The organism is Pseudocitrobacter sp. 73, assembly GCF_008369545.1.
Taxonomy (GTDB): Bacteria; Pseudomonadota; Gammaproteobacteria; order Enterobacterales; family Enterobacteriaceae; genus Pseudocitrobacter; species Pseudocitrobacter vendiensis.
Genome location: NZ_VTZO01000004.1, coordinates 275,049 through 294,585 on the forward strand (window position 1 = coordinate 275,049; position 19,537 = coordinate 294,585).

At 54.9% G+C, this 19,537-nt stretch carries 15 protein-coding genes and 1 tRNA gene; 5 read left to right on the forward strand and 11 right to left on the reverse strand.

Features of this window, described 5'->3' with window-relative positions; genetic code table 11:
* The first annotated feature begins 33 nt into the window (after positions 1-33).
* Entirely contained in the window at positions 34-984 is a 951-nt protein-coding gene (locus F0Q32_RS03920) for a helix-turn-helix domain-containing protein (protein ID WP_149462052.1), read from the forward strand.
* Here the strand turns inward: F0Q32_RS03920 and benC are convergent.
* From benC to F0Q32_RS03940, 4 genes are all read right to left on the reverse strand, one after another.
* Positions 981-3,731, reverse strand: coding sequence for a benzoate 1,2-dioxygenase electron transfer component BenC (gene benC / locus F0Q32_RS26730; protein WP_149462053.1), 2,751 nt, complete (start codon positions 3,729-3,731; stop codon positions 981-983). The two genes, F0Q32_RS03920 and benC, sit on opposite strands and share 4 nt — an antisense overlap.
* A 265-nt stretch (positions 3,732-3,996) precedes the next feature.
* A tRNA-Pro gene (locus F0Q32_RS03930) sits at positions 3,997-4,073 on the reverse strand.
* A 76-nt stretch (positions 4,074-4,149) separates the two neighbouring features.
* Positions 4,150-5,910 (reverse strand): LPS biosynthesis-modulating metalloenzyme YejM, encoded by a 1,761-nt coding sequence (yejM, locus tag F0Q32_RS03935; RefSeq protein ID WP_149462054.1) that lies wholly within the window; start codon positions 5,908-5,910, stop codon positions 4,150-4,152.
* Positions 5,911-5,929: 19 nt separating this feature from the next.
* A complete protein-coding gene (locus F0Q32_RS03940; protein ID WP_015963703.1) occupies positions 5,930-6,157 on the reverse strand; it encodes a YejL family protein in 228 nt (75 codons plus the stop codon).
* A 186-nt stretch (positions 6,158-6,343) separates the two neighbouring features.
* On the opposite strand from F0Q32_RS03940, the gene yejK reads away from it, so the two are divergent.
* Positions 6,344-7,348: a nucleoid-associated protein YejK gene (gene yejK / locus F0Q32_RS03945; RefSeq protein WP_015963704.1), complete on the forward strand. Its 1,005-nt coding sequence runs from the start codon at positions 6,344-6,346 to the stop codon at positions 7,346-7,348.
* Between the two features lie 55 nt (positions 7,349-7,403).
* On the opposite strand, the gene rplY is transcribed toward yejK, so the two are convergent.
* Positions 7,404-7,688: a 50S ribosomal protein L25 gene (rplY, locus tag F0Q32_RS03950; protein ID WP_149462055.1), complete on the reverse strand. Its 285-nt coding sequence runs from the start codon at positions 7,686-7,688 to the stop codon at positions 7,404-7,406.
* A gap of 123 nt (positions 7,689-7,811) precedes the next feature.
* On the reverse strand, positions 7,812-9,572 hold the full coding sequence (locus F0Q32_RS03955; RefSeq protein ID WP_149462056.1) for a DEAD/DEAH box helicase: 1,761 nt from the start codon (positions 9,570-9,572) through the stop codon (positions 7,812-7,814).
* 151 nt (positions 9,573-9,723) lie between these two features.
* On the opposite strand from F0Q32_RS03955, the gene rsuA reads away from it, so the two are divergent.
* The 3 genes from rsuA (at position 9,724) to F0Q32_RS03970 (ending at position 12,325) form a co-directional block, all read left to right on the forward strand.
* Complete coding sequence (gene rsuA, locus F0Q32_RS03960; protein WP_108473635.1) at positions 9,724-10,431, forward strand: 16S rRNA pseudouridine(516) synthase RsuA; 708 nt, start codon at positions 9,724-9,726, stop codon at positions 10,429-10,431.
* Positions 10,432-10,445: 14 nt separating this feature from the next.
* A complete protein-coding gene (locus F0Q32_RS03965; RefSeq protein ID WP_149462057.1) occupies positions 10,446-11,639 on the forward strand; it encodes a Bcr/CflA family multidrug efflux MFS transporter in 1,194 nt (397 codons plus the stop codon).
* Between the two features lie 341 nt (positions 11,640-11,980).
* Entirely contained in the window at positions 11,981-12,325 is a 345-nt protein-coding gene (locus F0Q32_RS03970; RefSeq protein ID WP_015963709.1) for a YejG family protein, read from the forward strand.
* A gap of 3 nt (positions 12,326-12,328) precedes the next feature.
* On the opposite strand, the gene yejF is transcribed toward F0Q32_RS03970, so the two are convergent.
* The 5 genes from yejF to F0Q32_RS03995 form a co-directional block, all read right to left on the reverse strand.
* Positions 12,329-13,918: a microcin C ABC transporter ATP-binding protein YejF gene (gene yejF, locus F0Q32_RS03975; protein WP_149462058.1), complete on the reverse strand. Its 1,590-nt coding sequence runs from the start codon at positions 13,916-13,918 to the stop codon at positions 12,329-12,331.
* 1 nt (position 13,919) lies between these two features.
* Complete coding sequence (locus tag F0Q32_RS03980; RefSeq protein WP_149462059.1) at positions 13,920-14,945, reverse strand: microcin C ABC transporter permease; 1,026 nt, start codon at positions 14,943-14,945, stop codon at positions 13,920-13,922.
* Positions 14,942-16,039, reverse strand: a complete 1,098-nt coding sequence (locus F0Q32_RS03985) for a microcin C ABC transporter permease YejB (protein ID WP_149462060.1) — start codon at positions 16,037-16,039, stop codon at positions 14,942-14,944. The genes F0Q32_RS03980 and F0Q32_RS03985 overlap by 4 nt, the downstream gene beginning before the upstream one ends.
* A gap of 9 nt (positions 16,040-16,048) precedes the next feature.
* Positions 16,049-17,842, reverse strand: a complete 1,794-nt coding sequence (locus tag F0Q32_RS03990; RefSeq protein ID WP_370516867.1) for an extracellular solute-binding protein — start codon at positions 17,840-17,842, stop codon at positions 16,049-16,051.
* A 70-nt stretch (positions 17,843-17,912) separates the two neighbouring features.
* Positions 17,913-19,478, reverse strand: coding sequence for a cyclic di-GMP phosphodiesterase (locus F0Q32_RS03995; protein ID WP_149462061.1), 1,566 nt, complete (start codon positions 19,476-19,478; stop codon positions 17,913-17,915).
* Between the last annotated feature and the right edge of the window lie 59 nt (positions 19,479-19,537).

A 19,537-nucleotide genomic window follows, 5' to 3' on the forward strand; every position in this document is an offset into this window, starting at 1 on the left:
AAAGAGTCTTTTATACAAACTTCCGGGTGACCTATGTTAATTGACTGGCCGCGTCGTCGTGCGCTACCTAACTACGCGCTCTATGGTGCGGAACCCGGACAGTCGTCGCTGGATATGGTGCATTATGAGCGCATTCCCTCGCGCGCCAGCCGCTTTGGTTTTGATATCGAGCCCCACTTCCACGATGTTCTGATTCAGACACTGTATGTTACGCGCGGCAGCGGCGAAGCGACCATTGACGGCGAAGTCTGGGCCTTTAACGCACCGTGCCTGGTCGTCGTTCCCGCTCGCGCAGTACACGGATTTCGTTTTAGCGACGATGTTGATGGTCACGTTATTACCACAGCGCAATCGGCAATCGAATCGGTCGCGCTGACCGCCGCCCCGGATTTACTGGACTTTGTGCGTACGCCCGCGATGCTGACGGTAGATACCGCCCATCGGCGCGGGGTGCGTCTTGAAACGCTCTTTGACGCGATTGGCCGGGAAGCGGAGAACAGCGAGCGCTGGCAATACACCGCCGGGCTGGCGCTGACCATTGCGCTGTTTGTGCAGATCGCGCGTTTAAGTGAAAAAGCGGAGCTGGCGGGCAACCCTGCAAGGGCGGCGCTGGTCGCCAGGATTGAACGTTTTCGTGCCTTACTGGATGAACGTTGTCGACAGCGACAACCCGTGGCTCATTATGCGGCGGCAATGGGAATTTCCACCGGGCAACTGACGCGAATCTGTCGGGAAGCATTCGGTATTTCGGCGATTGAAGCCATCGATCGGCGTGCGGTGCACGAAGCGCGGCGTCTGCTGGTCTACTCCTCGTTTAGCGTCAAGCAAATCTCGGCGGAATTAGGATTTCGCGATGAAGCCTATTTTGGCCGCTTCTTTCGCAAGCAAACTGGCCTGCGGCCTACGGAATATCGCCTGCGAGAGCAGGGGCGGTTATCGCAGAGAAAACCGGCTTCCATAAAGAAAGCCGGTCTGGCTGATTAGCGCAGCTTCACAAACAAATGCGCGGGCCCGGAGTTAGTCAGATTATTGCCGCGAACGTACTCGATAGGCTGCGCGGGATCGAGCGCAATAGCTGAGACTTTACGCGCTACCAGTCGGGTGGCGATCAGCGTTTCAAGCTTCGCCAGCGGCTGGCCGAGACATTTATGCATCCCGTTGCCAAAACCCAAATGACCGGAAGTATCACGGTCGATATTAAAGGTATCGCCGTCCGCGAACTTACGGCTGTCGCGATTGGCGGACGAGAGCAACAATCGCACCACCGCACCTTTGGGCAACTCAACGCCTGCCACAGTGGTGGCTTCGGTGGTCATGCGGCTGACGCGCTGCACCGTCCCGCGATAGCGCGCCACCTCCTCGACAAATTTATCCGCATCCGCTTCGTTTTCGCGAATACGCTGCACCAGATGCGGATGTTCCGCGAACATGCGAAAGGCATTCGCAACCAGAATGGTAGTGGTGTCGTGCCCGGCGATAAAGACGAAGGCGCACAGCTCTTTAGCTTCTTTTTCACTGAGCAGACCCTCCTTCCACATGCGGGCGATATGGCCACCAATCGACTGGCTATTACTGAGGTAAAGTCGCTCCATGGCCTCTTTCAGATAGGCAAAGAAGGCCATGGCGCTTTGTTCATCGGTGCCGGTGCCGGGGGCGTTACGCGCCAGGCGGCCGAAGTAGCTGAAGGTTTCGTCCGACCAGAACTTCATCTTTTCTTCGTCTTCATTCGGCACATCGATCATCGCCGAGATGGTGGCGATGCTGAGCGGAATGGCGAACTCTTCCACCACATCGCCACCGCCTTTGGCGATCAACGCATCGATTAATACCTCCGCGCGGCGCTCGATCTCGGCGGCAAACGGCTCAATGGCCAGCGGCATAAAGGAGGGCTGAGCAATCTTACGCAGGCGCGTATGATCGGGCGCATCATACAGCGTCAGAAAAGTGAGCGGCGGCGGGCTAACCACTTCTGATGAGAAGAGTTTCGGGTTGCGAATGGCCTGCCAGACGTCATCGTAGCGCGACAGGAACCAGACATCCGAGGTGGCAGACTGGCAGCGTAACACCGGGGCATGCTCGCGCATCCAGCGATAATGTTCGTACGGATCGCCCTGCGAACCGTCGTCCACCACTTTGAAGGGTTGCAGTTCTTGTGGCCAGCTCAGCTCATGAGAGTAGGGCGGCTGTTCAGCCATTGCCGCGAACGGGCAACGAGCGGGCTCCGGTTGCGGCACGTGTGCTAAGGCAGCAGGCGCGGATTTTTTGCCCAACGCACGGCTCATGGTCGCTTTGGAATGAAGGGCATGTTGTGCAATGACTTCGCGCGCGGCATTGATGTCGCCATACTCAAATGCGCTAACCAGATCCCGGTGCTGCTGAACGATATCGCCCACGATCTCAATGTCATCCCGCAGTGCCCGACCAATGTAGTCCTGTACCGCGAGTTGCTTATAGAGGGCAATCAACGGGGCGTTGTTTGATGCTTCAATCAGGAACAGGTGAAACGCATGATTGGCCTGCGCGTAGCGCGTGACATCGCTAAAACGCTTACCGACAACAAACGGCGCGGTAGCGTCGGCCAGCCGGCGGAATTCAAGCAACTGTGCGCCTGATAAGCGCCCCAGGGTGAGCTGTACCGCACCCAGCTCCAGCGCCAGACGTAGATCAAACGTGTCATCGACGTCCTCCGGGGCAATATGTTCTTCCCCCGTCTGCACCACCTGTCCGGCTCCGGCAAACTTTTCATAATAGAAGTTACGCGGGCTAACGCCTTCCGCAGCCAGCCAGTCACGTACAGCTTCCACCATTGGCGGCGGCCCGCAGAGATAAATATCGACATCGCCGCCGTTAAGCTGCGAGGCAGTAATATGTTGCGTGACGTACCCTTTGTGCGGCGACGCACTTTCAGGGCTGGCGACCGTGCAGAGATAGCTAAAATTAGGCAGACGCCGGGCGTACTCCTCAAGCCGATCCAGCTCAACCCGATCCTCGTCGTGGGTGACGCCGAAGATCAGATGGACAGGCTGCGTTACATCACCTTCTTCAGCGATCTTATCCAGCATGGACAAAAACGGCGCGAGCCCCGTGCCGCCCGCGAGGAATAACAGCGGGCGTTCGATGGGGCGCAAATAGAAACTCCCCATCGGCCCGCGAAAGGTAATGGCATCGCCGGGTTTGGCCTGCTCGCGGAGATAGCCGGACATTAAGCCCTGCGGAACATTGCGGATCAGAAAAGACACTTTGTTGGACGAAGGGCCTGAGCTAAATGAGTAGGAACGCGTTTGCGTGCTGCCAGGCACCTGGATATTGACGTACTGACCCGGCAGGAAGCGGAGCGCGCTGCGGTTTTCCAGTTCTGCCGAGAACGTGATTGCCGTGGGCGAGAGCGCTTCGCAGGTGGTGATACGCCCGGTAAACGCGGTGCTGTTGATTCCTGCCGCATCAGACGTAGCGGCAATCTGCACCACGCAGTCGCTTGACGGACGCATCTGGCACGTCAGCACGTGTCCGGCATTCACTTCATCGTCGGAGAGTGCGTCAGGCACATAATCGCCGAGCGCAAACTGACCTGATTCACAGGTCGCTTTGCAGGTGCCGCACACGCCGTCGCGGCAGTCGAGTGGAATAGCAATTTTTGCACGCAGCGCCGCATCGGCGACAGACTCACCGGTAAGACATTGAATAAAATGCGTCGCGCCGTCTTCAAAACGTAGGGTGACCTGATGGCTCATTGTTTTTATCCTCGGGTTGCAGGTGGTTCCAGCCTCTGGCGGACTGGTATGAAACTCGAGGCTCCATATCATGCCGGAAGCCCTTTTCAGTCAACGGACAGAAATGACGTAAAACAGGACAAACCCTGCATTAGGCGAGGTTGGTGAGCGGGGACACATTTTGGGAAGAGAGGTGAAAAGCAGGCATTAAAAAACCCGCAAACTCAGAGAGAATGCGGGCTCTTAAGGGGTACTGTACGTTTAAAAACGTATCAGAAAATTCTTTTGGTCGGCACGAGAGGATTTGAACCTCCGACCCCCGACACCCCATGACGGTGCGCTACCAGGCTGCGCTACGTGCCGACACGTGGAGGCAATAGTACCCTTTTCGTTGCTGATTGCAAGCCAGCGAACGCGCGATTGATGCATAAGTAATCAATCAGTTAGCGATGAATCGTTTTTCCTCAGTCAGCACCTGCAGCAGCAGGCTCAACTGCGGTTTTTGCTCGCGCTCTTTCTCGCCGTCGCTGTTCCATGTCTGGTAATGACCATTATGGTCGAGCACCACGGTAAAGCGCGGGGTCGTAATCGCCAGCGTGTTGTTATCTGCAGCAGTTACCCAAACGTGGCGACGCGTGGCGCTGAAGAGATCCTGCCCTTGCGAATACTCATTTGCTGGCGTGCTGACGTGCAACAAACGTTGCATCAGGGTGGTCATCACGTCTTTATGCTCGGTCAGGGCGTCGATACGCTGCGCCGGGGTGCCTGGCCAGTGAACGACCAGCGGTACCTGGAGGCGCGCGCGTGACCAGTCGAACTGCTCACGTTCATCGCCCAACGGCACGCCGTGACCTGCGGTAATAATCACCACGGTGCTATCCAGCTTGCCGGAATCACGCAGCGCGCTCAGCACGCGGTTAATTTGTGTATCGACATCGGCGGCGGCCGCGGCATAGCGGCGGGTGAAGCCTTGCTGCTGACTGTCGTCGAGGTTGGTGCCGTTAAAGGATACCCACGAGAACCAACGGTTTTCTTCCTGAGCGTAGCGGCCCAGCCAGTTAATCCACTGATTTGCCGTCTGCGCGTCGTTTTGCGATTTACTTGGCGGCAGCGAGAAGTCCGACAGCAGCGCCTGACGGTAAACCGGGCTGTTGAAGCCATCGGATGAGAACAGACCCAGCTGATAACCCTGCTGATTCAGCGCAGTTATCAACGCCGCCGGAATACGCGCCGAGAGCACGCCATCCATATAAGCAGGTGAAATGCCGTAGAACAGGCCAAAGGTGCCGTTGTCTGCGGTATTGCCCGAGCTCATATGCTGGGTAAAGTTGACGTTTTCACCGGCGAACTGGGCCAGAGAAGGCATCTGTTTTTCGAAGCGTGAATAGTTCAGACCATCGACGGTGATCAGCAGGACGTTTTGCCCCGCGCCCATATCACGGTAGCGCAGTTCGCTCAGCGGATACTGCACCGATACCGCTTCCGGATCGCCTTGCTCAACCAGACGACGCTGGTAATCCTGTGCATCCAGCAAGCCGTGTTTCTCCAGGAAGCGGCGCGCGGTCATCGGATAAGAGAGCGGCAGGTTTGCTTTCTGCATGGTAATCGGGCGATAGAAGTTGGCATCCGCCCAGATGTACATGACGTGCGAGCTGATAAAGGCCACAAAAAAGAGCCAGGCGACGGGGCGGAAATAGCGGCGTCGGCGCATCAGGCTGCGCAGCTTTTGCCAGCTCCAGGTAGCGAACAGCATTTCGATAAGCAATATCACCGGCACGCTGATAAACATCAGCTGCCAGTCGCGGGCCATTTCGTTTTGGTCCGGGTTGATAACCAGCTCCCACACCACCGGGTTAAGGTGCAGGTGGAAGCGGGTGAAAACTTCGGTATCGATAAGCAGCAGCGTCATTCCGGCGGTCGCCAGAATCGCGGACAGGAACCGCATTAGCCGCTGCGAGCCGACGATAAACGTCAGCGGAAAGAGGATCAGCAGATAGGCGGCGAACACCAGAAAACTGAAATGCCCGACAAGGCTCAGGTACGAGTAGACGCGACCGGTAAGCGTTGTCGGCCAGTCGGCAACAAAAAGATAGCGGCTGCCGAGCACCATGGCCAACAACATGTTGAACATAGCAAACCAGTGCCCCCAGCTAACCATCTGGGAGACTTTTTCTCGGTAGGGCTGACGATGAGTCACCATAAACTGTTGTGTGTATCCCTTAGTGCGCCGGGTCGTCGTTAATAGAAGACTGTAACGCCTGAGCAAACGAGCGGGCGATAGCCTGGCGCTGAGCCGGGGCGACGCTGCTGTTAATCAGGTTCGTCACCATGTTCCCCAGAACCATCAAAGAGAGGTCTGTTGGAGTCTTGTGTTGTTCCAGTACGTTGACCAGTTCACTGAGCAGTCGTTCAACGTGTTCATCACTGTAGCGGGAATGTTGTGGCATAAATCAAATCTGTCTATATATGGAAGGGCAATATATTACCGTAGCACCAGCATTTTTTCCGCATTTTTTCGCCTTAAACGTCATCCTTTCCTCATGGGCGAAAGGATTAGGCGTTGGAAGAAAGAGCAAGTTGCACAGCAGCCTAAGGGGTGGTTGAATACACCCGATCTAAAAGGAGAGTTTAACATGAGTCTGGATATCGACCAGATTGCGCTGCACCAGCTTATCAAACGCGATGAGCAGACGCTTGAACTGGTACTGCGTGATTCGCTGCTGGAGCCCACTGCGCCCGTCGAAGAGATGATGGCGGAGCTGCATCGGGTCTACAGCGCTAAAAATAAGGCCTACGGGCTGTTTAACGAAGAAAGCGAGCTGGCGCAGGCGTTGCGCCTGCAGCGTCAGGGCGAAGAAGATTTTCTGGCATTCAGCCGGGCGGCGACCGGTCGTTTGCGCGATGAGCTGGCAAAATATCCGTTTGCGGACGGCGGCATTGTGCTGTTTTGTCATTATCGCTATCTGGCGGTGGAATACCTGCTGGTGGCGGTGCTGAATAATCTCAGCAGCATGCGCGTCAACGAACAGCTGGATATCAGCTCCACGCATTATCTCGATATCAATCATGCGGATATTGTGGCGCGTATCGATTTAACCGAGTGGGAAACTAACCCGGAATCGACCCGTTACCTGACGTTCCTGAAAGGGCGAGTCGGGCGTAAAGTCGCGGATTTCTTTATGGATTTCCTCGGCGCCAGCGAAGGGTTGAATGCTAAAGTGCAAAACCGTGGTCTGTTGCAGGCGCTGGATGATTTCTCGGCCGAAGCACAGCTCGATAAAAACGAGCGTCAGACCGTGCGCAAGCAGGTTTACGACTACTGCAATGAGCAGTTGCAGGCGGGCGAAGAGATTGAACTGGAATCACTTTCCAAAGAGATTTCCGGCGTTAGCGAAGTGAGCTTTAGCGAGTTTACGGCTGAAAAAGGCTATGAACTGGAAGAGAGCTTCCCGGCGGACCGCAGTACTTTGCGTCAGTTGACGAAGTTTGCCGGTAGCGGTGGCGGTTTGACGATTAACTTTGACTCTCTGCTGCTGGGTGAGCGTATTTTCTGGGACCCGGCAACCGACACGCTGACCATTAAAGGCACGCCGCCGAACCTGCGCGATCAGCTTCAGCGTCGCGTTGGCGGCAAATAAGCACCGCCCACAAAAAAGCCCCGCAATGCGGGGCTTCTTCACAACTTGTCAGCGATTACGCGCGAACGAAGTCGATGTGAGTCAGTTTCGGTTTGTAAGCGTGACGCTGTACAGCCTGAACTTTCACTTTTTCTTCTTTGCCATCGATTACGATGGTAACAACTTCTGCGTAAAACTCAGCTTTGTCCTGCATGTTCCACAGTTTGTCGTGATCCAGTTCGATTGCAACCGGAGCAGCTTCACCACCATAGATGATAGCCGGGAACTTGTTAGCTGCGCGCAGGCGGCGGCTCGCACCCTTACCCTGCTCTTTACGTGCTTCTGCATTGATAGTAAACATTTAAATCTCTCTTAATTGTTCCTGCTACAGGCGACCCAGCAGCAGGCAAATGATCTGCTTCACGGATGTGAAAGCGGGCGGCATTTTATACTTAAATGCGCCCCGCATCAATCAAAAGCGCGCTTATCCGCGTAATTCATTGGCGCGACGGAAGCGGCCTTCGTAGTCGAAAACCTTCTCGCGCACCTGCCAGAACTGTCCCTTTTGACGGGCGACGACAAAATCAGGGTGACGTAATAACGCCTGTTGGGCAATGATGTCGGAAGGAGTTATCCAGCGTAGCGGCACGCCCGGTACGCGGGTATGCGGGCGCATAAACAATTGCTCAAAGGCGGTACGTTGCGCTGGTGTGTGCAGACGGAAGCGCTCACTTACATCGGCACCGTCTTCATCGTAGTAGGTAATTTTTAGCCACGCGCCTTTGTCATCCGCGCCGTCCTGAAGCACCATGCCGCTACAGCGCAGCACCAGCGCATCTTTCAGCTTTAACGCCGCTTTCAACATATCGTCCGGGTCGACCAGTATGGTGTCACACTCCCGACAGCGGCGGGCGGCGATATCATTTTCCGCATTACACTGCGGGCAATTTTTGAAGCGGAAGCGGTAGTCGCACTGCTCCCGGTGCCCTTCGTCATCTTCCAGCCAACCCTGACAGCGGCGGCCAAAGTGTTCAATCAACGTGCCGTCAGCGGTGGTTTTGCCCCAGAAGGTATTGGCAAAGCCGCAGCCGGGGCAGAAAACCTGGACTGGCACGTTGTCACTTTTGCCTTTTGGCGCGCCAACTTCCGGGGCGTAAAGGTCATGAGGATTTCCGGCGTAGTCCAGAATCAGACAGTCCGTTTTTCCCGGCGACAGGCGCAGGCCGCGACCGACAATTTGTTGGTAAAGACTCACTGATTCGGTTGGCCGCAGGATAGCGATGAGATCAACATGCGGGGCGTCAAAGCCGGTGGTTAATACCGACACGTTCACCAGATAACGAAACGTCTGCGCTTTGAAGGCTTCAATCAGTTCATCACGCATCGGGCCGGGCGTTTCACCGGTAATCAGCGCCGCATCGTTCGCGGGCAGCAGCCCGGTGATTTCGCGTGCGTGCTCAACGGTGGCGGCGAAAATCATCACCCCTTTGCGGTCCTGAGCAAACTCTTCAATCTGGCTGATGATGTGCGGCGTAATGCGTTTTTGCTGCTTCAGTTCGCGATTGAGATCCGTTTCGCTGAACAGGCCGTTGCTGTTCGCCTGCAGGCGGCTGAAATCGTACTGTACTACCGGCATATCAAGTTGCTCGGGCGGTGTCAGATAGCCGTGTTTAATCATATAGCGCAGCGGTAGCTCATAGATGCAATCACGGAAAAGGGCTTTTTCGTCGCCGCGTACCATACCGTGATAATGGAACTGATAAATCCAGCCTTTTCCCAGGCGGAAGGGCGTGGCGGTCAGCCCTAGCAGGCGTACCGTTGGGTTTACGCTCTTCAGGTGGGCAAGGATTTGCTGATACTGGCTGTCGTCGTCATCGCTGATACGGTGGCACTCGTCGACGATCAACAGCGAAAATTCACTCCTGAAATGGTCGAGATTGCGCGCGACGGACTGTACGCTACCAAACACCACTTTGCCGTGGCTCTCTTTTTTCTTCAGGCCCGCCGCGTAGATATCGGCCTCAAGGCCCAGCGCGCAATATTTGGCGTGGTTCTGCGCGACCAGCTCCTTAACATGCGCAAGGACTAACACACGTCCACGCGCCAGTCTTGCCAGTTCGGCAATCACCAGGCTTTTGCCTGCGCCGGTAGGCAGCACAATTACGGCAGGGTGCTGATGGTGGCGAAAGTGGTTAAGGGTGGCGTCGACGGCTTCCTGCTGATAGGGGCGAAGTGTAAAAGTCATGGGGCTCGTTTATTGGTTTTGCTCGCGATTAGTATGCCACGAATCTTTTCGCTTGAGTGGTATAACAACCCCGTTATACTTGATTGTTGTTAAAACTCCATTTTTCGGGCGCGTCGCCCGACACCCGGCATCATACAGGCTAAAAATTTTCATGCGACTTGATAAGTTTATCGCTCAGCAACTCGGCGTCAGCCGTGCTATTGCCGGGCGTCAAATCCGCGGCAACCACATTACCGTGGATGGCGAAATTGTGCGAGATACGGCGTTTAAACTGCTTCCTGAACATGAGGTGGCTTACGAGGGGAACCCTCTGGCCCAGCAGCACGGCCCGCGCTACTTTATGCTCAACAAACCGGAAGGGTATGTCTGCTCAACCGACGACCCGGATCATCCTACTGTGCTCTATTTCCTTGATGAACCCGTGGCGCACAAACTGCATGCTGCCGGGCGTCTGGATATCGACACCACCGGCCTGGTACTGATGACCGATGACGGCCAGTGGTCGCACCGTATCACTTCACCGCGCCACCATTGTGAAAAAACCTATCTCGTGACCCTGGAAAACCCGGTCAGCGACGATACCGCAGCGCAGTTCGCCAAAGGCGTTCAACTGCACAACGAGAAAGATCTCACCAAACCGGCGGTGCTGGAAGTGATTACCCCGACGCAGGTGCGACTGACCATCAGCGAAGGCCGCTATCACCAGGTGAAACGTATGTTCGCCGCCGTGGGCAACCATGTGGTGGGTCTGCATCGTGAACGTATCGGTGAGATTGCACTCGACGACGACCTTGAGCCGGGCGAATACCGTCCGTTAACTGAAGAAGAAATCGCAAGCGTCGGCCTACCGCCACGCTAACATTGAGGTAACTTGTGACATCCAGGCAGCCTTCATCATTCAATATCGTGTTTATCCTTGGCCTGTTGGCCATGCTGATGCCGCTTTCTATTGATATGTATCTCCCGGCGCTGCCGGTTATTTCACAACAGTTTGGCGTACCGGCCGGAAGCGCACAGATGACCCTCAGCACCTATATTCTGGGGTTTGCTGTCGGACAACTGCTGTACGGCCCGATGGCCGATAGCCTTGGGCGTAAGCCGGTTATCCTTGGCGGGACGCTGATTTTTGCGGTTGCCGCCATGGCCTGCGCGCTGTCAAAAAGCATCGATCAGCTCATTGTGATGCGCTTCTTCCACGGCCTGGCGGCAGCGGCGGCAAGCGTAGTGATTAACGCCCTGATGCGCGATATCTACCCGAAAGAAGAGTTCTCAAGGATGATGTCGTTTGTCATGCTGGTCACGACGATTGCGCCGCTGTTGGCACCAATGGTCGGTGGGGCAGTGCTGGTTTGGTTTAGCTGGCGGGCGATCTTCTGGATACTGGCGGCGGCTGCACTGTTGGCGTCGCTGGCTATCTGGTTCTTTATCGCGGAAACGCTGCCCGTTGAGAAGCGGCAGAAGTTTCATTTGCGCACGGTGCTGGGCAACTTCGCCTCACTGTTCCGTCACAAACGCGTACTCTCGTATATGCTGGCGAGCGGTTTTAGCTTTGCCGCGATGTTCTCGTTTCTGAGTGCTGGGCCGTTTGTTTATATTGAGCTTAACCATGTTTCGCCTCAGCATTTTGGCTACTACTTCGCGCTGAATATCGTCTTCCTGTTCATCATGACCACCATCAACAGCCGTATTGTGCGCCGGGTCGGGGCATTAAATATGTTTCGCGCCGGGTTGTTTGTACAGTTTGCCATGGCGGTGTGGATGGTGGCGTGCGCATTGCTGGACGTCGGATTCTGGTCGCTGGTGTTAGGGATTGCGGTATTTGTCGGTTGCGTGTCGATGGTCTCCTCAAATGCGATGGCCGTTATTCTCGACGAGTTCCCGCATATGGCAGGCACGGCGTCGTCGCTTGCCGGAACCTTCCGCTTCGGTATTGGCGCTATCATTGGCGCGCTGCTGTCGCTGGCAACCTTCAACTCCGCCTGGCCGATGATTCTCTCCATTGGGCTGTGTGCAAGCTGTTCGCTCTTTTTCCTGCTTTACGCCAGCCGTCGGAGAAAATGTGCGTAGTACAAACATTTTGATAAAGGGGCGATTTTTCGCCCCTTTTTTTTGATGCATATCAACCGAAGTACTATTCATGGTACTTATGTATGTTTCTTTTATGTAAAATCTAATAATGTAAAAAGTCACATTGTTGTAGATAAAAAGGTTGTGTTGGATCACAGAAACGGGTACATATAGCGCCGAAAAGCATGACCCAATTCGCTTGTCGCGACAAAAATAATCACTCAGTCAATGAATAAGCCGTAGTTACAGGCGTTTTTTTCTGGATGCAGGACGATTTGTCAACAATGTGTTAATATGGATGTAAAATAATTGTGAAGTAAATTGCTTCCGGGGAAAAAAACGTGACCACATTACAGCTTTCAATAGTACATCGACTGCCTCAGGATTATCGCTGGGCAGCGGGTTTCGCAGGTTCAAGAGTTGAACCGATTCCGCAAAGTGGCGATAGCAACGAAAATGCCCTGGTGGCCCTTAAGCTGCTGAGCCCGGATGGTGATAATGCCTGGCCGGTGATGCATACCTTAAGCCAGGCGCTGTCGGATATCTCGCTGGAAAGCTCCGTTCTGGAGTGTGAAGGGGAGCCATGCCTGTTTGTTAAACGTCAGGACGAATGTGCCGCAACTTGTCGGTTGAAAAATTTTGGCGTGGCGATTGCCGAAACGTTCTCTGGCAATAATCCATTTTAATCGTCAGCTCAGCGTAATGAGCTGGCGGGTGTAATCCTGCTCTGGTGCAGCGAAAACGCGCTGGCACTCACCCTGTTCGACCACTTTTCCCTGTCGCAGCACAATCACCTGATGGCACAGCGACCGTACCACGTGCAGGTCGTGGCTGATAAAGATATACGCCAGCCGGTACTTCTTCTGCAATTCCTTCAATAATGCCAGTATCTGCGCCTGAACGGTGCGATCGAGCGATGACGTGGGTTCATCGAGGATGATCAATTCCGGTTTCAGGATCAGCGCCCGCGCGATGGCGATACGCTGACGTTGACCGCCGGAAAATTCCGCCGGATAGCGTTGACGCGTGTCGGGATCTAACCCCACTTCCTGCATGGCCTGAATCACGCGCTGCTCGCGATCCGCTGCCGACAATGCCGCGTGGTGTACCCGTAAACCTTCTTCAATGATTTGCAGTGCGTTCAAACGCGGGTTAAGCGACGAGTTCGGGTCCTGAAAGACCACCTGAATGCGATGGCGCAGCGGCAGGAGCTGCTTACGGCTGCGGCCCTGCAACATTTCCCCGGCAAACTGGATTTCGCCTTTTGAGGCAATAAGCCGCAGCAGCGCCAGCCCCGTGGTACTTTTACCGGAACCCGATTCTCCAACCAGCCCCAGCGTTTCGCCCGCGCGCAGGGTAAAGCTTACGTTATTCACCACGCGATTGTTATCGACAATGCGGCGCAGGACGCCTTTACGAATCGGAAATTCGACGCTGAGATCGGTCACCGTCAGCAACGTGGCGGCATCCGCCGGTAAAGGAACCGGAGAGCCCGACGGTTCGCTGTCGAGCAGCTTGCGGGTATACGGGTGAACCGGCGCGGCAAACAGCGCCTGAGCGCTATTCTGCTCAACGCAGCGGCCCTGCTGCATGACCGCCACCCGGTCAGCTAGCTTGCGTACAATGCTCAGATTATGGGTGATAAACAGCAGCCCCATATTTAACTCGCGTTTTAGCTCGCGCAGCAGGGTGAGAATTTGTGCCTGTACCGACACATCCAGCGCGGTGGTGGGTTCATCAGCAATCAACAGGTCAGGGCGCGTCAGCAATGCCATCGCAATCATCACGCGTTGACGTTCGCCGCCGGAAAGCTGATGCGGATAATCCGCCAGTCGTTTAGCGGCATGACGGATGCCAACCCTGTCCAGACAATCTAACATTTCCGCCCGCGCGGGCTCTTTGCGCATACCCCGGTGCAGGGAGAGCACTTCGTAGAGCTGTTTTTCCAGCGTATGTAGTGGGTTCAGTGAAACCATCGGCTCCTGAAAAATCATCGCAATGCGGTTGCCGCGCACACCACGCAGCGTCTGTTCGCTGGCATGAAGAAGAGATTGCCCCTGAAAACGGATATCGCCGCCAGGGTAGCTCACCGGCGGCTGCGGCAGCAGGCGCAAAACGGAGAGCGCGCTGACGCTTTTTCCCGAGCCCGATTCCCCAACCAGCGCCAGCGTTTCGCCCGCGTCTATCTGTAAAGAGAGATCGCTGACCACCGTGCGCGTGACGCCCTGATTGCGAAAGGCGATGGAAAGATTGTCTATTTCAAGGAGGGGATGACTCATCTTAAACCGCCTTATTCGGATCGAAAGCATCGCGGACCGCTTCGCCGATAAAAATCAGCAGCGACAACAGCACGGCAACGGAAAGAAATGCCGTGATGCCGAGCCACGGGGCCTGAAGGTTATTCTTGCCCTGCAACAGCAATTCACCCAATGACGGCGACCCCAGCGGCAGGCCGAAGCCAAGAAAATCCAGCGAAGTTAGCGTGGTAATCGAGCTGCATAAAATAAACGGCAGGAAGGTGAGGGTGGCGACCATCGCATTGGGCAGCATATGGCGGAAAATAATGCTGCGATCGCTCACACCCAGCGCCTGTGCCGCGCGAATATAGTCATAGTTTCGCGTGCGTAAAAATTCCGCGCGTACTACGCCGACCAGCGCCATCCAGCCAAACAGGACGGTTATTGCCAGCAGCCACCAGAAACCCGGTTGCACGACGCTCGAGAGCAGAATAATTAAGAACAGCGTTGGCATGCCGGACCATACTTCAATAAAGCGTTGCCCCCACAGGTCAATCTTACCGCCGTAATAGCCCTGAATCGCGCCGGCCGCGACGCCCATTACGCTTGAACAAATCGTTAGCATCAGGCCAAACAGAATTGAGATGCGTGTGCCGTAGAGAATACGCGCCAGCACATCCCCGCCGTTGGCGTCGGTGCCCAGCCAGTTTTGCGAGGAGGGCGGCGAAGGGAAGGGGAGATCCGTATTAAAGTCGATGGTAGTTGCACCGTAGCGAACGGGCGCCCACAGCACCCAGCCATTTTCGCTCAACTGCTTACGCAGCCACGGGTCCTGGTAATCGGCGGCGGTGGCGAACTGGCCGCCGAAAGTTTGTTCGCTGTACTCTTTCACCAGCGGCACGTAGAGGCTGCCTTTGTACTGCACCAGCAAAGGGCGATCGTTGGCGATAAGTTCGGAACACATGCTGCATACGAAGACGATCAAAAAGATCCATAACGACCAGTAGCCGCGGCGGTTATGACGAAAGCGCGCCCAGCGGGCCTGATTAATTGGGTTTAACGGCATCATCCCCGGCCCTCAAAATCGATGCGCGGATCGACCAGCGTATAAGTGATATCACTGACAATATTCAGCAGCAGACCAATTAGCGTGAAAATGTAGAGCGTGCCAAACATCACCGGGTAGTCGCGCGAGACGGTCGCCTCATAGCCCAGAAGCCCCAGTCCGTTCAGGGAAAACATCACTTCAATCAACAACGAACCGGTAAAGAACATGCTGATAAAGGTGGCCGGAAAACCGGCAATGACCAGCAGCATGGCGTTACGAAAAATATGCTTCCACAGGATGTTGTGCTCGCTCACGCCTTTGGCGCGGGCGGTGACCACATATTGCTTGCGAATTTCGTCAAGAAACGAGTTTTTGGTCAGCATGGTGAGCGCCGCAAAGCCGCCAATTACCGTCGCCAGCACCGGCAGCGTGATGTGCCAGAGGTAGTCGGTGATTTTCTGATACCAGGGAAGCGTATCGAAATTAGCCGATACCAGCCCGCGTAGCGGGAACAGGTCGTAATAACTACCGCCGGCGAAGAACACAATCAACAAGATAGCGAACAGAAACGCCGGAATAGCGTAGCCGATAATAATCAGTGCGCTGCTCCAGGTGTCGAAACGGCTGCCGTTTTGCACCGCTTTGCGAATACCGAGCGGTATCGACACCAGGTAAATAATCAGCGTGCTCCACAGGCCGAGCGTGATTGATACGGGCAGGCTGTCCTTCATCAACTGTAAAACGGAGGCGTTACGAAACAGGCTGTTGCCGAAGTCAAAGCGGATGTAATCCCACAACATTTTAAAGTAGCGTTCGTGCAGCGGTTTATCAAAGCCGTAGCGCTGGGTGATTTCGGCGATCACTTCCGGGTCAAGGCCACGCCCGCCGCGATACTGGCTGTCGGCGATATTACCCACGCCCGCGCGTGCATGACCACCGCCGGAGCCGCCGCCGCTCGTACCGGGCAAGCCACCCGGGTTACCGAATTCAACGGCAGCAATGGCCTGATCGACCGGGCCGCCGGGGGCAATCTGGACAATAAAAAAGTTAAGCGTGATGATTGCCCACAGCGTCGGGATAATCAGCAATAAGCGGCGGAGCAAATAGGCGCTCATCTCTTCTCCTTAGCGCCGGGCTTCCGGCAGTTTTGCCGCTTTATTGACATCATACCACCAGTTATCAAAGCCGCTGGCATAGAGGGGGCGAACCGGTGGATGCGAGAATTTATCCCAGAATGCGACGTGATCTTCCGCCATATACCACATTGGCAGCATGTAGAAGTTCCAGGTTAAGACGCGATCCAGCGCGCGACCCAGCGGCAGCAATTTTTTCTCGTCACCTTTCGCCTGGATTATCTGATTGATCAACGCATCAACGACCGGGCTGGCGACGCCGGGCGCGTTGTATGTTGAGTTGATGTACTCGGAAGACCAGGAGATTTGCAGGTCGGAGCTGGGCCACGGCGTGGCGCGCCACAGGCTTGGCATCATGTCGTAATCGCGTTTACGCAAGCGGCTGAGTAGCTGAGAGTTATCCACCTGGCGAATAGACATATCGACGCCGATGCGCTTCAGATTGCGCTGGAACGGCAGTACCCACTGATTATTACCGCCAGAGGCGACCAGCAGTTCGAAGCGCAGCGGCTGACCGGTCTTTTCATTTATGCGCTGTTGGTCTTTCAGCACCCAACCCGCGTGGGTGAGCAGATCGCCCGCTTTGAGCAGGTTTTGGCGGTTTGCCCCATCACCGTTTGAGACTGGCGGCTGATATATGGTGGTGAAGACTTCAGCTGGAAGGTCCTTTTTCATCGGCGCCAGCAGCGTGAGTTCCTCGGCGTTCGGATAGTGGCGTGCCGCGTACTCTGTATTCTGGAAATAGCTGGCAGGGCGACTGTAGGCGTTATAAAAAAGCGCTTTGTTCATCCATTCAAAATCAAAGGCCATGCTGATGGCTTGGCGTACCAGGCGATCGGCAAAGACGGGGCGCTGGATATTAAATGCCAGCCAGCGCGTGTCCTGGGCGGCCTCATTTTTTTGCGCTTCTTTAACGATATAACCGCTGGCGAAATTCTTGCCGATGTAGCGCGTGGCCCAGTTTTTGGCGCTGCTTTCATTACGCATATCGAACGCGCCCGCCTTAAATGCTTCAAAGGCGACGTTGTCATCGAGGTAATAGTCGTAGCGCAACGTATCGAAATTCCAGCGGCCACGGTTGACGGGTAGATTCGCGCCCCAGTAATCTTTCTCTCGCGAATAGACAATATATTGCCCTAATCGCCAGTCGGTAATGCGATAGGGACCGCTGGCGAGCGGTGGGGTAGAGAGTGGATCGCTAAGCTTGTGGTCGCGCCAGAATTTCTCTGGCATTACCGGCAGAGAGAAGAGGCTTAACATATCCTCTTTACCCGGCTTGCCCAGTTCGAAACGTACCGTGAGCGGCGCAATAGCTTTGACCGTCGTACCTTTGTAGACCAAACGGAATTGCGGCACCCCTTCGGTCATAAACTTGTGAAAGGTGAACTCGACATCGCGGGCGGTAATGGGCGAGCCATCATGAAAGCGGGCCTGCGGGTTCATGCTGACTTCCACCCATGAGTAATCGTCTGCATAGCGGGCGCTTTCGGCAATCAGTGGGTAGTAGCTGCCCGGTTCATCGTCGGAGGTGGTGAAGAGGGCATCGTAGAGCGATTCCGTACGCACCCCAGGATTGCCGCGTAGTGCATAACGGTTAAAGTTATCGAAGGTACCAATGGATGAGAGCGTGATCGTGCCGCCTTTTGGGGCTGCCGGGTTAACGTAATCGAAGTGACTAAAGTTAATGGCATACTTCGGTTCGCCGATTACAGCAAACGCGTAACTCTCTTTAATCGTCTGTGCGCCGAGGGAAAAACTGCTCAGCGCCAACAGCACGAGACACATGCGCACAAATATCACCGGGCTACCTTCCCTTTATGATCCGTTCCTGATGTCCTTGAATCATAATTGACCCTTAGCGGCTTGTGAAATATTTCGCAGGCTCATTATGTGCTTCAACAAGCTGAGTGAGCGTGAGCGGGCGGCTTATCCAGTAGCCCTGCAGGAAATCCACGCCGTGGTTGCGCAGCCAGTTTGCCTGTTCCTGCGTCTCTACGCCTTCTGCGACGGTCACCAGATTCAACCGATGCGTGAGCGTCAACACCGTATCCAGTACCGGCGAGGTGACCGTTTCCGTGCCAATGGCGTTGACAAATCCGCGGTCAATTTTCAGATAATCCAGCGTAAAGCGCTCAAGATAAATCAGCGCGCTATGGCCGGTGCCGAAATCATCAATAGCAATCTCAATGCCTTCGCTATGCAGCCATTCAAACAGTTTTACAGCCTGCTTCTCGTTGAGCATGTCGCGTTCGGTGAGTTCCAGCACCACCTGGAAATAGTTTTCAGGCAGGCTGGCAAGCAGATGACGAATATCCTGCCTGAAGCTCTCTGCGTGCAGATGGTTTGGTGAGATGTTTATCCCAAGCTTTGCACCTGGCGGCAGAACTTTTTGCAGGGCAGGCGCATCTTTGGCGATCAATTCAAAAAGATGGCGGGTGAGAGGCACTATCAAATTTTGCCCCTCAGCGAAGCTGATGAAGGCATCCGGCGGAATATTGCCTGCAACCGGATGCGTCCAGCGCATCAGCACCTCTACGCCGCCAATATGCAAATCGCTGGCATGCACCACCGGCTGGTAGACCACATGAAACTGGTTTCGGGTGATAGCCGTGAGAATTTCACGGCCAGGCCGCATTCTTATGGTCATGATATAAGCGCACAGAATGCCTGTCAGCAGGCCGCACATTGCGCCAAGCAGCAGAGAATAGAGAAGGTTGTCCGTGGCGATTTCGTTGCCATACAGGTAAATCTCCAGCGGAACGCCGTTGATTTTGGCCTGACGAATGGGCGTTTTTTCAATGCTGGTCAGCGCCATGGGCTGGTGGCTAAAGGTCGAGATCGCCGTATTGCCATTAATCACCAGCGCGACGCCACTGTATTGACTCTGCTTCGACGAATTCAGTATCCATGGCATCAGATTGGCATTGATAGACGTAAATATGCCCCGGTCAGCCAACAGTGGGCTTCGGTCCCACAAAATAAACGCAGGGCGATGGGGCATCATGGGCGTGCCGGGCAAAATGGCCATCGCCTGGTTTTGTGAAAGGTCGAGAGAGGGGACGAGATCTTTAATCGCGATATCCAGCGGACCCGTGGCCGATGAACAAAACGCATGGCCATCTTTCACCAGCAGAAAGGCGCGAATATTAAGGCTAAATGCGGCGCGCGAGGTGAGTTCAGAAGAGACATTCTCACACGAACTCATGGTCAAGGGTTGCAGGGTATCGATAGTATTGAGGACTTCGCCAAAGTAGCTATTGAGATAGGTCTTCAGCTCGGTGATGGTGTTGTCAAACTGCTCAGTACGTTGGTGGTAAGAGACAAGAAACTGGGTACCGCCTGCCAACAGGGCAAAAAAGACGCCAACCATCAGGCTGGTGATGGCGATTCTGCGGCTTAACAGCGTTTTACGGCTTAGCATAAAGGTTGCGTGTCTCGGTTAATTAAATAGGCTTCGCCAAATCATTAGAAAAAAAAAGC

What these genes read in the sequence shown, in the direction of transcription:
- F0Q32_RS03955 (WP_149462056.1), bottom strand. Translation starts at nt 9,572, where the DNA reads ATGACTTTTACACTTCGCCCCTATCAGCAGGAAGCCGTCGACGCCACC.
- yejF (WP_149462058.1), bottom strand. Translation starts at nt 13,918, where the DNA reads ATGAGTCATCCCCTCCTTGAAATAGACAATCTTTCCATCGCCTTTCGC.
- rplY (WP_149462055.1), bottom strand. Translation starts at nt 7,688, where the DNA reads ATGTTTACTATCAATGCAGAAGCACGTAAAGAGCAGGGTAAGGGTGCG.
- F0Q32_RS03940 (WP_015963703.1), bottom strand. Translation starts at nt 6,157, where the DNA reads ATGCCACAACATTCCCGCTACAGTGATGAACACGTTGAACGACTGCTC.
- F0Q32_RS03985 (WP_149462060.1), bottom strand. Translation starts at nt 16,039, where the DNA reads ATGAGCGCCTATTTGCTCCGCCGCTTATTGCTGATTATCCCGACGCTG.
- yejM (WP_149462054.1), bottom strand. Translation starts at nt 5,910, where the DNA reads ATGGTGACTCATCGTCAGCCCTACCGAGAAAAAGTCTCCCAGATGGTT.
- F0Q32_RS03920 (WP_149462052.1), top strand. Translation starts at nt 34, where the DNA reads ATGTTAATTGACTGGCCGCGTCGTCGTGCGCTACCTAACTACGCGCTC.
- F0Q32_RS03995 (WP_149462061.1), bottom strand. Translation starts at nt 19,478, where the DNA reads ATGCTAAGCCGTAAAACGCTGTTAAGCCGCAGAATCGCCATCACCAGC.
- rsuA (WP_108473635.1), top strand. Translation starts at nt 9,724, where the DNA reads ATGCGACTTGATAAGTTTATCGCTCAGCAACTCGGCGTCAGCCGTGCT.
- F0Q32_RS03980 (WP_149462059.1), bottom strand. Translation starts at nt 14,945, where the DNA reads ATGATGCCGTTAAACCCAATTAATCAGGCCCGCTGGGCGCGCTTTCGT.
- yejK (WP_015963704.1), top strand. Translation starts at nt 6,344, where the DNA reads ATGAGTCTGGATATCGACCAGATTGCGCTGCACCAGCTTATCAAACGC.
- benC (WP_149462053.1), bottom strand. Translation starts at nt 3,731, where the DNA reads ATGAGCCATCAGGTCACCCTACGTTTTGAAGACGGCGCGACGCATTTT.
- F0Q32_RS03990 (WP_370516867.1), bottom strand. Translation starts at nt 17,842, where the DNA reads ATGTGTCTCGTGCTGTTGGCGCTGAGCAGTTTTTCCCTCGGCGCACAG.